Source organism: Streptococcus sp. FDAARGOS_256 (assembly GCF_002289235.2).
Classification (GTDB): domain Bacteria; phylum Bacillota; class Bacilli; order Lactobacillales; family Streptococcaceae; genus Streptococcus.
In genome coordinates this window covers 1-13,209 of sequence record NZ_NTGM02000001.1, presented here as the reverse complement: position 1 = coordinate 13,209, position 13,209 = coordinate 1, and the positions used below count along the sequence as shown (strand labels likewise).

Below are 13,209 nucleotides of genomic sequence, written 5' to 3'. Positions count from 1 at the left end.
AGTGAAAAAATCACTATTTTATTTGTAACCATACTCTACCTCAGCTTCACGGCGCATTTTCACAGCCTCTTCAAGAGATGAGGTGCTGCCTAAATACTTTGGCTTCTTATCAACATTGATGAATACTTGATAGTTCTTCTTTCGCTTATTGAAATAGACACCACGAACACCAGTGCTACTCCTAACAGTTGGTTTCGTAGATTTTCGACTCTCGGGATCTCGAATAGAGTCCATATAGCCCTTAGATGCTCCACGTCTACAACCACAAGAGGTCTGATGGCCGATAAGATTATTATTCAGAATCACGCTCTGACCACAATGCTTACAGATACAATTCCACCACACACGCTGATTCTTAGAATATGCTCTGTCAATAATCTTGAAGTTATCTGTTTCGGTTCCTGAAAGGTCTTTGAACCTCTCACGCTTCTTCTCGTCATTAAGGCATCCACAAGATTTAGTTAGACCGTTTTTTAATCTATATCTGAGGGCGTGATATAGATTACCACAATCACATTGGCAGAGCCATTTGATTTCTCCTTTAGAAGACCTTGTCCCGTCATCTTCTATGACAACGAGACGATTGAATCTCTGCCCGATTATATTCTCTCTCATCGGATATTCTCCAAGTTCTTCTCAATCCATTCAAGTCGATTTTGACGACCAGCTGGAATTGGTCTTGGATCACGAGAGTAATTCTTGAATCGCATTTGAAGCATGTATGAACCTTCTCCTAGGTTGCTACTTTCTAAAGCTACCTCAAGATAAGCATTAGCTATGAAGTTTCCATCAGCTGTATACATTCTGCCAGTACAACCGATAACATCTTCACGGCTATTCTCAATCCATTTCAATAGTTGTTGCTTCTTAAATTGGTCATAGTAAGCGTGAAATGTCATGTTCATCTTAAGCGAATTATTTAGATAGTAACGATTTTGAGCCTTGCCAATCATGGCCAATTCAAAGTCTTCAAATAAGTGATCAAGCATAGCGTTGACTCTTGCAGCACCCATCTTCTCAATAGAAGTCTCGCCACTCTTAAATCTCTGCCAATTGGCGTCAGTGAATTTGATACCTGGTAGCTTGTAGAAATCATTCTCATATCGGAAGTATCGTCCTACATATTCCAAAATTAGGTCTTTGATGTCGTTGTTAATTTCCATGATTATATACCTCTGTTCCTTTGATTAAGCCCACGCTTTTTCAGCGATGTAGTATGTGCCATAGTTAGAACCGTCTGCAATGACTTCGATGCCGTAGTAAGCGCCAGCTTTGTGCATCACTTCGTTGAATTTTACTTCTTTAGCTTCGCCGAGCATATTAGCGTATCCATATTTACCAGCTTGGCGCATTTTAGCTTCAACTGCACGCCATTGTTTTAAGTTATAGTGTTCTGTTTCTTCTTGTTCTGATTTAACGATTCCCCATGCGATTTTTATAGCTTCTGCGATATATTCAACTGTTGAACCGCCGAATCTTTTAGCGCCACGTTTTGCTATTTCCCATGCTAGTGTCATTACTTCTTTTTTCATTTTTGATCTCTCCTTTATTTATCTTACAAGTATATTATATATCATATAAGATAGTTTGTCAACAATAAACACAAAGAAATTTAAAGATTTTTTATTTTAGAAACTACTTTCAGAGCAAACAAAAAAACCGCAAGCTATTGCCTGCGGTTAAAACAACTAGAACAATATTTTAGAAATTTTCCTTTCTATTTTTAAAAAAATTATTTTGTAGTAACAATTAGTCCATCAGGTAATACATCAAATGCTGGTTTGTCTGAACGGCTGCCATCTTCGTTGACGTAGTACCAGCCTCCTTCGACTTTGACAAGTTCTTTTGAAGACATTTCGCCATTTTCTTCTTTGAGATGGTATAGTTTGTCCTTGTATTGAACCCAACCAGTGACCATCGCTCCTGAAGCATCAAGATAGTACCATTTGCCATTCACAAGCACCCAACCAATGGCCATTGCGCCATTTTCTTTGAGATAATACCACTTACTATCATCCTTCAACCAGCGAGAAGCTATTGAATAACCTCTCTCGTCGAAGCAATACCAGATGCCATCAATCTTTTCCCATTTGTCTTTTGGGTAAGATCCGTCAGGATATTCATACCACCATCCGGTATCATTCTTTTTCCATTTAGGTTTAGCTTCTTCGTCATCTAGTAAAACAATGTTTTTGTCGTACGGATTTGAAGAATATTGCCACCAACGGATTCCGTCCATACTTGGGAAATATTCAAAGTCAGCGTTACCATCGTTTAAACCATACCCGGCAATCCAAAGGCTGTTTGGGAATTTCGCAAGAATCTGCTCATAATAGATATTATTGAGCGTGAATGGCTTGTAGCTGTAATAAATTGGCTCATAGCCATTTTCTTTGAGGATTTCCATGAAGCGAATACAAGCATCTGTATTTGCCTGTTTATCTCCGCTTGCGTGATCTTCGTAGTCGAGGCACAAGTATTTTACTTTTTGGGGCACATTATCAAGGAAGTAACGTGCTTCTCGCTCAGCTTCTTCAATGTCACCACCAAACCAAGCAAAATGATAGAATCCAACTGGTGTGGATTGCTCAACTTGAGCAGACAGGCAAGGGTTTAGGTAATTTGTACTTTCAGAAACTTTGATAATAGTATTCTGTGTACCCATGTCAGCCAAGATACCTGTAATATCGTATCCATTGTGGCTAGATACATCGATGAATAAGTCGTTTTTCTTCATTGTTTTCTCCTAATCTTCGCTTGGTTCTTGATAGTCAAGAGCCCGTTTGCTGTCCGAAATCCCTGCTGTGGTTGGGTCATTCACGACACCAATCAATACCAGGATGTAAACGAATGTGTTCACACCGTCCTGGATATTTTTGGGGATTTCAAGGCCAAATTGTTGAACCATAAGGAAGATTGCTCCAAGAAGAGCAATGAGTGTTGTTTTGTTTTGCAAGCGCAATTTCCAGTTAATCATTTTGAGTTTCTCCTTTTATTGTTGTTTATTTTGAATCAAACTTTTAAGCTCTCTTACATCCTCACCGAGCGATTTCACTTGCTCAGCTAGTACTAAGATAGCCTTATTTTGTTCATCGTGGTTATCGAGCCTTTTATTGGCCGATGTTTTAAATTCATGCAAGTTCTCAATATCTTTTTCTAAAATAGTGAGACGGTTCTCTTGCTTGGTTGCCTTATCTTTCATCGAAAAATAAAGCCCAATGACAGGAATTAGAGAAAGAAAGATTTGCAAGATTAGTCGTTCATATCCTGGCATAAGCACCCCTATTCTTTACCTTCAAATTTCCAAGCAACACCCGTTCCGTTTTGCTCGAGGGCGCCATTTGTAGCAAATGCGCTGACTGGTTCACCGTTATAAGTAAATTCCTTATTCAAATGAATCAAGATACGTTTGCCTTCGCCGTTGACCTCAACATGGCTTGAATCCTCAATCGTGATGAGGTCGTTTGGCATGTACGTTTTGCCAATTTCAGCAAGTGGAATGAGTTCAACTAACTCTTTGTAAGTAGTCCCATAAGCAATGTTCTTGCTCATAACTGAGTTCAAGACCATGATATGAAGCAATTTGCCACTCAAGCGAGCGTTCTCTTGAGTCTGTTTAACGAGTTCAGAGAGTTCATTTTGCTTGTTTGCATTCTCAGCGATTTTATGCTCAGCCTCTTCAAGCTTAGCTTGTGCCTTCACGATGGTAGAGCCTGGATCTAATTCAGCCTTGATAATATCCAGCACCGCTTGAATCAAGACATCCTCTTGCTCCGACGTGCGGTCTCCTGACAACTCACGCATGTTTGTGCTGTAACGGGTACCATCTGAGAGGCGAATTTCAACCACGGTCTTGAGGTTATCCCCAAGGCCACGAGTATAAGGCTTGCCTGCAAGCTCATAGTTATTAATTGCCATTTGTCATTTTTCCTTTCACTTCTTCAAACTTAGCTTTCAGTTTTTCATCCGATTCGATGATTTGCTTCATTTGCTCAAGCTCCATCGCTGTCACTGTGTACAGCGCTTCGAGCGTGGCCGATTGAGTAGCCTCTTTGCCGACCTTTTCACCAAGCGACTTAATCGCTAGACTGCTGATTTGTTTGTCTTGTTCATTCATGCTGTTTTCTCCAATTTTTCTATTTTTTGATTGAGCTCCTGAATAGCCTTAATTAAATAAGGTACGAGTACGAAACTGCTATATGAATAAGCGCCATCTGGATTTTCCAAAAATGCTTCAGGAGCGTACTTCTGTACATCTTGCGCCATGATACCACACGAAATATCCTCGATTTTTCCGTCGTATTCTTTTCGATAGCTGTACGTCTTTAGATTTTTGATAACATCGAGACCTGAGACTGTGCTATCTTCGATATTGTGCTTATACCTGCGGTCTGAAATCTCCTTATTCATCGGGATCCAGTCGTAGGAACCAGGTCCTAGATAAAAATAAAGATATCCATTTGATCTTTCAATTTTTCTATACTCAGAAGAATACATCCATCTTCCAGCAACTCTATTACCTTCATTGTTGTAATAAAGAATATCACCTCTTACTTCCAAATCTCCATGAACAACAGGTCTTCTCCAAAAATGGGCAGTATTATAACAGTGCATTTCTCCAGATCGCTTAACAAACCAAGCATAGTCGCTCGGCTTGGTCCAATTATCTCCCCAGTTCACCCAAAGAGCTGTTTGGCCCCACTTCGTATCACCACTGCTCATACCAACTTCAAACTGGTTCGTTCCAGTCAGCCAATAAGTTGACGGGTCCTTATCATGCGTACCAATTTGGAATCCACCGATTCGACCTTTAAAACCTTCAAGCAAGGTCGCAGATACTACTACTGACCGAAGTTTGTTGATGAAGGCTTCTTTAGCAGCAAGCGTGTCTGTGAAGATATCGCTCGAGACGAACAACCGAGCCATGGCCGAGTCCATAATCAGCTTGTCAGCTGTAATGGTCCTTGAACCGATAATCTCAGCGTTCAGCTTAGCAAATGCACCCTCGCCTACAAACAAGCGCTTGAAGTAACCATCAATCGCTGTTAGTTCGTCAAGTAAGGTCTTACCCTTAAGACGAATCTTTTCGGCTTCAATCAAGACTTGGTTATTCGTCGCATTAATTTGAGAGATAATAGAGCCTGCGCTAGTCAGGTTTTGAATTGCCCATGAATTAGCTAGTTGATTTTGAACTGTACGAACAGCTTCGTCTGTGTCTTCAGGAGCTAGCGTGAATGATGTCGCATTACTTCCAATTTCAAGTTTTATTTCTGAAATGTAAATGTTTATTGATTTCCCAGGATTTCCATAAAACATTAAATTGATTTCATCAATATCAACTGGCAACTCATAGTTAAAATTAAGTTTTTTATAAATGGATGAAGTTATGTCGCTATTTGGAATCTCCTTCCATGCCTGTGATTTTATTGCACCGTCTTTCCTATAATGTAAACCAACATTTAGGCCGGAAAAAGTATTGTATCCATCTTTTGAAACCAAAAAAGAAAGAGTGATTTTGTCGGATTTTTTTAGTTCAATTTTGAATGTCTGTTGCAATCCAAAATAACGAGCATTTATAGATGTACCATAAACGTGCACGCCTGATTTGTTTCGATTTCGCGATGAATGTTCATAGTTGAAATTTAATCCCGAAGCGTTCATTTCTTTCCAATTTTTAGAACCCTCACGAAAATCAGCATTCTTCACATAATTTCGGCTATCTCCGACATTTTTAGCCACCTCAACCTGGAACAACTGATTAGTTAAGGCAATCCTTGAGACTTTCTCAGCGATATCAGACTCGCTACTGCCGATAATGCGCTCATAGAGCTGATTGGTCTCTTTTACTCGTTGAAATTCGACGAGATCAGCCTTGTTATCAAGCTGCCGTCTCACTTGCTCACTGATGCGCTTGGCTTCTTCAGCAAGTAAGGCACTAGCACCAGCTTTCGTTAAGGCTTCGTCTGATTTTTGCTTAGCCTCACGCAGACCTGCGCTATCAAAATTTCTGAAACGTTGGTCGATTGTCTCTGTTAGACTTTGCTTGACCTCTTCTGCTTTTGCTTTGGCTAGCTTGATTTGCTCATCGAAGTCACTCTTGAGCTTTTCGACCTTTTGGTCATGTCCTCTGTCCGCCTCTTCAAATTGGTTTTGAAGTTGCTTCTCAAATTCATTGAATTGCTCAATTTTTCTTGTGAGTGTTCCTGCGTATGAATACTGCGCATCATTCCCAGCCTTACTATCTGCGCTGATACGGCCACGTAGACCGCCTTTGAATGTGAATGACTGGCTTAATACTGGAGATTTGAAGCTCTCACCCGTATTTGTCTTAATAGTCACCCATTCGCCTACATTTAGCAATAAATGCCCTTGATAATTCAAGTTATATGGATAATAACGGATATCCTTGATTTTTTGATACAGATTATCTAAAATCGCTTGATACATGAACCGATTTTCAAGTTCTAGCGAGCGCCCAGTCCGCAAGCCAACAGTAAGAGTCTCTTTGTCTTTCTTGCAAGTTATCCCTGCAATCTGATACTGGATCTCACTCTTAGTCAAGCCGTGCATGAAATAGCTATCTGCTGTGATCGTGATACCTGAGTCAGTCAATTCCTTGATTTCAAGTTTTCCTTCTCGATTGAAAAAGCAAGACATCCCGAGCATTTGAGATGCTAGGCTCAAGACGTCTCTGAATGTCATTTTTTTCTCAGGGGGATTTTCTCGATTTGGTAATTCATGGATGTTAAATCCATGTTCTCGTTTGCTAGCTCGACTCCCGTTTTCAGACAAATCTCTTTGATAACTTGTCTAATTTCAGCAGGATAGGTCAGAGATGTGATGTGTTCACGATTGAGCTTAAACATCCCGTCCATAAGGTCGAGCTTGGTCGTTTTACGGTTCCGGTCAATCTCAATATCATTGATGAAGTATTCGCCCATCTTCACCCATTCATAGGTTCCGTCTACTAAAAGGCCGATTTCTGGGTAAATCTTATCTAGCTTATTGAAAGTGGTAATGATGCTAGAGAAGATGATTTTAGCGCTACCGGCGCATGTTCCACCCGGTTTGTAAGCATCACCCTTGATATAGCCATAATCAAAACTAGCCTCTTTGATATCACTTGATTGATACTGTCCTACTCTGATAGCAAGGGTGCGGTTTCTAGCAAACATTGCTTCATCGAATTTCCTACGTCTGAATATATCCATGTTCTGCCCCCCTACCTTTCTATCAGATTAAATTTAGCGCCCGACCATGGCTTGAGCTCGTTTGTAAATGAATAACTTGGAGCCGTTCTGTCCCCAACGTAAAATGTTTTAGTTGTTTGACCAACCATGGGATCTGGATAAGATACCGTGAAAAATTCAGACGATACGGCATTTAAAAGCTGACTCATTTCATCCTGAGTCAGCATCCCCCATTCGCAATCCAATTTTCGTTTAGTCGTGATACGGTCGCGCACCATGTCACCGTTAGCATTACGACCGGTATCTCCGTCAATATCCTGGATACCGATTTGAAAAGATTTGGGAGGCTTAACAGCCAGCCCATTGATAATTAAACGTGCCATTTTACCTCCCTCTAAATGTTAAGCAAGACTTGTCCTGCACGTTCTTGTTCTCGATTGATTTCTTGGATGGCCACACGACCGAACTCATGACCGCCAATCATGATGACGATGTCACCACTACCGCTGAAGCCTCCAGATTGTGGTAAACCACCGCCCAAGGCATTGACTACAGCACCGCCTACGATGCGTCCCATCGTCTGCAAGAAACCAGTATTTTCAAGAGGCATGACGACCTCTTTACCAGCTTCACCAATCATAGCTACTGTCGGACTATCGACGATACCACCACGAGCCAATCGAGGTAGACTTACATAGCCAACGCTACCGAGAGATACACCCGGAATTTTGTTAATTAAACCAATAACTCCGTTAATCATTCCGATGAAACCATTGACTACATTTTCAATCGTGCCAAGAACCGCATTGACTGCGCTCTTGAATGCGCCACCTACTGCGCTACCGACCATTTGACCAGCGTTCACGAAGATGTTCTTGACTGTTTCCCAAACTCCTGAGAAGAAGCTCCCAATCGAGCTGAAAGCGTTCGTGACTGCTTCGTATGCGCTACTGAAGATGTTACCAAACCACGTAGCAACGTTAGCAAGTGCAGTCGTCACGTCGTTCCAGCGCTCACCAAACCAGGTTCCGATTGAAGAGAATATGCTTGTAAGGGCGTCCCACGCCTTTTGAAACATATTCCCGATCCAAATTGCAACATTCGCCAAAGCTACCGTGATATCATTCCAACGATCTGCAAACCATTCGCCAATCGGCGTGAAGATAGCCACGATACCATCCCAAATTCCTTGGAAGATTGCCACAATTGTATCCCAGATAACTTTCAAAACTGCTACTGTCAAATCTAACAAGGCTGTGAGAAGCGTTGATAGGATGTTCATGATAGCATCACCTGTTTCGGTGAAGCCGTCAAAAATCTTACTCATATCACTCGTAAGAATACCAGTGATGATATCAAACACACCCTTAAGAAAATCCGCTATGCCTCCGAATATATCAGCAACCGTATTGAATAATACGCGAAAGACTTCTCCGATATATTCAAGAGTTGGAGCTAAAACTCTCGTCAATTCCTCAACGATAAAGCCAATAGCAGGACCTACATAAGCGTTAATGACTTGTGACATTTCTTGGAAACTTGCGACCATCTCCAAAATCTTCTGGATCATTGGCGAGATATGTTTGCCAATTGTGTCCGAGAAGCCTTGACCGAGTTTTTCGATAATTGGTTGGATGTAATTATTCCAACCTTTTACAAACAAGCCAATAATGCCTGATATAGCTTTCGTTGACGATTCAATTGATGGGCGAATGTAATTATCGTACACACGACTGATTGAGTCTGACAGGTCATTGATTGCTTTTTCAGCGCTCTCAAAAATTGGAGCGATACCGGTTAAGACATTTGAAAAAGCCTCAGCAACGCCAGGCATATTGTCTGTAACACTTCTCTCAATGCCTTGTAGTAGGTCACCGCCAAGTTTGAAACCAATCTCCACGATGCTGGCTTGAATAGCTAAAACAGCAGACACAATCGAACTACCAATGCGAACGGCACCAGTCGATGTTATGACGTCATAGAAGCCATTTGCGAATGCCTGAGCGATGTTTCCAGCTGATGCAAACATATTGCCCGTGTTCTCGAATTGAGCTACAAGAGAGCGAATAATACGCTCTTTTTGACGTCCTAGACCATTTGCTATGCTTTCGGAAAGAAAGACACCAATACCAATTCCGACCGTTCCGATAGAGCCTGCAATCTGCCCTAGCGCATAAGCGATTTTCTCTGTCATGCCATTAAAGGCATTGACTACTCGTGGATCAGTTGCAATTTCTTCAAGTGTAGTCTTGATTTGACCAAGACCAATCTTAATGCGTTCTAATCCTTCTGCTCTGAATGCAGCGGTGAAGCCCTTGCTAAAGAGGTCTGTTAAGCCTTTCAGCTTATCTCCAAGGCCGTCGAAAATGCTCTTGAATTGGTTATCTATGTCAGTCAAGGCTATTTCTGGCAAGATGTCTTTGAAAGGTCCGCTGCCGCCTTTGCCTTTCTTACCTTGCCTTTACCTCCACCGCCACCAGAACCTCCAGATCCTCCGTCGTCCGAATCATCTTTCTTGTTCAAGAGCGTGATTTCATCGAAACCGGCTAACCCGAGCAGTTCTTTGACTGCTTTCTTAGCGTTTTTGGCCGAGTCTCCGAGGTTATCAGCTAGACCGCCTGAAGCGTCGTCTGCGTCGTCCATGGCATCTGCGAGGTCGCCTGCGCCAGATGAAGCATCTTGTAAGGCTCCGTTCATATTGCCAACTGCGCCAGCCACACCGTCTTTTACAGTCGCTTTCTTGTTGAACATCAAAGCGATAAACTCAGCGAGTTTAGCAGTCACGTTCTTCAAGACCATAGCAAAAGAGTTCAAGACTGGCATAATCGCATTGATAATTGGCAAGAATGCGTTACCTACGTTTAAGGCGGCATCCTTCAATAGTGATTTAAACAAGCTAATACGTCCATTGACCGACTGTGACAAGGTCGTGCCATACTTGGCAGTTGCCTGCTCCAAAATCGCCATGAGACGGATTTGTTGTTGAGTCTGATAGTCGAGCTGGTCCCAACTTTGTCCGTTTGCAAAACGCTTGAATGCTTCAGTCGATTGAATCATCGCCACATTGACGTTGATTCCTAGGTCTTCTCAATAATGTTATCGCATGGCTTTTTATCCATACTTCTTACAATTTCTTGTAAGTTCGGCATACATTTTCACCTACAACCGAATTGTTTAGGTGCTTACCACTCGTGGGGATATTTTATCTGTACTTTTTTGCAAAACAAAAGCACAGGTTCAATCCCTATGCTCTACGGTGACTAAGCCTCTTTAATTGCTTAGTTTACCTCGGTATCGTCGTGTTTAATTACTTAAAATTTAGAGTTCTACCGATTTTGGTAAGTTCTTAATCCGCCTATTTCTAAGCGGTGCGACAAAAGTCTATCGCTTCTGTATTCCCTAACAAACCTGAGCGAATCCGCTCCATAACGTCTGTAATGCTACGACCTGAACCCTCTGCGACTACTGCCGATGTCTGAAGCATCTTAGCAGTATACGCACTCAGCTTGTTAGAATCCTTGATAAAGCCAGAAAATAGGTTTGAATACACCGCCCGTATTTTGTCGCTTCACCAACGCCCATATTCATAGCGTTTGCATTATCGTTGACCCATTTTAAGAATGTCTGTGAGCTCTCGCCCATTTGACGCTTGATTTGGTTAATTGATGCTGTGACTTCAAGAGCCATCTGCGTTGAGTACATGCCGACATCTAACAATTTCTTGCCTAAATAAGCAAAGCCAGCGAATTTGGCTAGCTTACCAAACACACCTAGCATGGAGCCAGACTGTGCCTTGATTTTGTCGGTTGATGACTGTACTTTGTTAGAGGCATCTTTGACCTTGTTCTCGACTTCTTTCATCTTGTTCTTAAAAGGTGCGATTTCAGCATCAATCATTACCTTGAGCTCATCAAGAGTAACTCCCATCTATTCTCCTTTCATTTTCAATTTTCGATTATGACTTTCAGCGAATGCGCGCATGCGTTCCTGGTGCAATTTCAATTCTTGAGCCAATCTTGCTTGTTCGACCTGCTCTCGCTCTTCTCGAAAAGTTCAGGAGCATAATCCCATACTTCAAGCGGTTTAGCATCTTTGAAAGCAACATAGATACATTGTTCGCTATCATTTGCGAAAGTCTGTAAGATTCAATGATTTTTTCTTTTTGTTTTGGATTGTGACACGATTATAGCTTTCAATCATTTCTCTGATTTCAAGCACCGTTAAATCCCAAAAATCGAGGGCCTACCTCCGATATCTAAATACATCGGATAAAGCCCCTCAACCATTTCTTTTACTGATAATATAGCAGTCGACTCTACTCGACTACTTCCATTTTGCTTTTATTTCTTGGGAGTTTTCTTGCTTGCTTTCTCCCGTGGCATAAAACCCGATACTTGAAGCATTGGCAAGATAACGTCTGCCATGAATGCTGCCTGGTCGCCACCGTTATCGACGTAATCATCGTATAGGTCAGATACATCTTCAAATGAGATTCCATGCTCAAACTTTGAAGCGCTCCATGGTCAACAGTAACATGACTTTAAGGGGAGGCAAAGCAAAAGCTTCACTTCGGAGGGCATGAATACCTTGAGCAAGTTTGCTCCATTTTTTCTTCGACTTTCGTCGCTTGCAAGACGTGAGGCGGAGTTTTAACTCCTTGTCCTCACTGACTTTCCAAATTGCGTATGGTAGAGCCATCTATTAACCTCCAATTCCGTCAACGAATGTCAATTCAGACTGCAAGGCAATCTTGAGCGTAAATTCGATAACGGAGTTCACTCCGCCACCGCCCAATTTAACGGACACTTGACCTTCAAAGTAACCTTGGTATTGTCTGGGTAGGTTTGTTCAAAGTAGAGTTTCTCCTTTTGTCTGCAGATTACGCAAGACACGGTTAAGGTGAAGTGGCAGTGTGTTGTCATAAGCGAATTTGTACTCAAGTTCCCCCAGCATCACCAATACCAAATTCGTATTTCTTAACCTTGTCTGCAAGAGTTGTATTCTCGACTTTTTCAGGTTCAATACCAAATTCAGGGACTTCTTTCAAACCTACAAGATTTTGATAATCGCCTTTAGTTTTACTAAAAGCAAGCTTAATTCCGTTTGCTAACATGTATTAATTCTCCATTCTATACTGATAAACCAATTGTGAATTCAGGTCCACGATTCCCTCGAAGCGCATCAACTTGTGACGCAAATGCGACGGGTCAGGTACATCCTGACAATCTGTTCTTCGTAATCCTAAAGATGCGAAGATTTCATTGATTTTAACTGCCAAATCGCTTGTACTATCTTTGTCAAAGATATCCACCTTATAGCGGATATGCGACTTCTTCTCTTGGTCGTCGAACCAATCACCCGGTTTATTCTGTTCTTCCAAAAAAATAACGACTGGAACATTCTCCCAGTCGCTCGGGTAAGTATCGGTCACATTATCTGCGACCTTTTGCAATTCTTTGTAAATTAAAGTTTAATATTAATCATTTTATCTGTTCTCTTATCTTTCTGCTGACGTATTTTGAAACACTTCTAGATACACGGTCATGGTTATCTTTCAAAGCAGGATACAAGTAAGGTTGCGCAGGTTGACCATACATCTTATAAAACTCCCCTCTTTTCGCAAAGTGGTAAGGTCCTACGTTGATTTGGTCTTCATGCACGTACCACGGACTAGACCGATAAGACACGCTCACTTCTGGAGATATACCAGAATGATTCTCTTGTCCATTCGGACCCGTTCCTAATTCGACATAGGCGCCATGGTCTGAGTTCGTGAAGACTTCGCCCGATATCTTGTTTGCCGTTTTTTTTAATCGCACCCTAATGCTATTTCTGCTATTTCTCAATTCACCCTCATTCGCTGGCGCCCTGAGTTTCGCTTCAGCTTGTACGACTGTTTTAGCAGCATGCAAGACCGCTTGTCCTACTATCTCGTTGCTCTTTGCACCGTACAACTTACGGCATTTAGCGATTAAGCTATTTGCTCCGATTAAACCTGACACGTTCTAACTCCAAAACT

The 13,209-nt window shown here is 41.7% G+C and carries 14 protein-coding genes and 5 pseudogenes; all 19 read right to left on the bottom strand.

Annotated features, from left to right (window positions below):
• Positions 1-18: 18 nt before the first annotated feature.
• Positions 19-615 (bottom strand): AP2 domain-containing protein, encoded by a 597-nt coding sequence (locus A6J84_RS00090; RefSeq protein WP_095725773.1) that lies wholly within the window; start codon positions 613-615, stop codon positions 19-21.
• A complete protein-coding gene (gene acrIIA6, locus A6J84_RS00085) occupies positions 612-1,163 on the bottom strand; it encodes an anti-CRISPR protein AcrIIA6 (protein WP_095725772.1) in 552 nt (183 codons plus the stop codon). Before acrIIA6 ends, A6J84_RS00090 begins: the two co-directional genes overlap by 4 nt.
• Positions 1,164-1,187: 24 nt before the next feature.
• Positions 1,188-1,517, bottom strand: a complete 330-nt coding sequence (locus tag A6J84_RS00080; RefSeq protein WP_227743427.1) for a hypothetical protein — start codon at positions 1,515-1,517, stop codon at positions 1,188-1,190.
• A 215-nt stretch (positions 1,518-1,732) separates the two neighbouring features.
• A complete protein-coding gene (locus A6J84_RS00075) occupies positions 1,733-2,737 on the bottom strand; it encodes a GH25 family lysozyme (protein ID WP_095725770.1) in 1,005 nt (334 codons plus the stop codon).
• A gap of 9 nt (positions 2,738-2,746) precedes the next feature.
• Positions 2,747-2,977, bottom strand: a complete 231-nt coding sequence (locus A6J84_RS00070) for a phage holin (protein WP_095725769.1) — start codon at positions 2,975-2,977, stop codon at positions 2,747-2,749.
• Positions 2,978-2,992: 15 nt separating this feature from the next.
• A complete protein-coding gene (locus tag A6J84_RS00065; protein WP_049505442.1) occupies positions 2,993-3,274 on the bottom strand; it encodes a hypothetical protein in 282 nt (93 codons plus the stop codon).
• An 8-nt stretch (positions 3,275-3,282) separates the two neighbouring features.
• Positions 3,283-3,918 (bottom strand): hypothetical protein, encoded by a 636-nt coding sequence (locus A6J84_RS00060; RefSeq protein ID WP_095725768.1) that lies wholly within the window; start codon positions 3,916-3,918, stop codon positions 3,283-3,285.
• Complete coding sequence (locus A6J84_RS00055; protein WP_095725767.1) at positions 3,908-4,117, bottom strand: hypothetical protein; 210 nt, start codon at positions 4,115-4,117, stop codon at positions 3,908-3,910. The genes A6J84_RS00060 and A6J84_RS00055 overlap by 11 nt, the downstream gene beginning before the upstream one ends.
• A complete protein-coding gene (locus A6J84_RS00050) occupies positions 4,114-6,702 on the bottom strand; it encodes a tail fiber domain-containing protein (RefSeq protein ID WP_321572412.1) in 2,589 nt (862 codons plus the stop codon). Before A6J84_RS00050 ends, A6J84_RS00055 begins: the two co-directional genes overlap by 4 nt.
• Positions 6,699-7,211 (bottom strand): hypothetical protein, encoded by a 513-nt coding sequence (locus A6J84_RS10310; RefSeq protein WP_321572411.1) that lies wholly within the window; start codon positions 7,209-7,211, stop codon positions 6,699-6,701. Before A6J84_RS10310 ends, A6J84_RS00050 begins: the two co-directional genes overlap by 4 nt.
• Positions 7,212-7,222: 11 nt before the next feature.
• A complete protein-coding gene (locus tag A6J84_RS00045; RefSeq protein ID WP_049501191.1) occupies positions 7,223-7,573 on the bottom strand; it encodes a DUF6711 family protein in 351 nt (116 codons plus the stop codon).
• An 11-nt stretch (positions 7,574-7,584) separates the two neighbouring features.
• A complete protein-coding gene (locus A6J84_RS00040; RefSeq protein ID WP_227743426.1) occupies positions 7,585-9,588 on the bottom strand; it encodes a hypothetical protein in 2,004 nt (667 codons plus the stop codon).
• A gap of 2 nt (positions 9,589-9,590) precedes the next feature.
• A complete protein-coding gene (locus tag A6J84_RS10350) occupies positions 9,591-10,253 on the bottom strand; it encodes a hypothetical protein (protein WP_127891128.1) in 663 nt (220 codons plus the stop codon).
• A 319-nt stretch (positions 10,254-10,572) separates the two neighbouring features.
• A pseudogene (locus tag A6J84_RS00030) lies at positions 10,573-11,117 on the bottom strand (hypothetical protein); the annotation flags it as partial.
• Positions 11,118-11,455: pseudogene (locus tag A6J84_RS10305) on the bottom strand (hypothetical protein).
• 75 nt (positions 11,456-11,530) lie between these two features.
• Positions 11,531-11,888, bottom strand: a pseudogene (locus A6J84_RS00020) (DUF6096 family protein).
• A gap of 3 nt (positions 11,889-11,891) precedes the next feature.
• A pseudogene (locus A6J84_RS00015) lies at positions 11,892-12,303 on the bottom strand (phage tail tube protein).
• A gap of 3 nt (positions 12,304-12,306) precedes the next feature.
• A pseudogene (locus A6J84_RS00010) lies at positions 12,307-12,674 on the bottom strand (hypothetical protein).
• Positions 12,671-13,192: an HK97-gp10 family putative phage morphogenesis protein gene (locus tag A6J84_RS00005; protein ID WP_095725764.1), complete on the bottom strand. Its 522-nt coding sequence runs from the start codon at positions 13,190-13,192 to the stop codon at positions 12,671-12,673. Before A6J84_RS00005 ends, A6J84_RS00010 begins: the two are co-directional and overlap by 4 nt.
• Between the last annotated feature and the right edge of the window lie 17 nt (positions 13,193-13,209).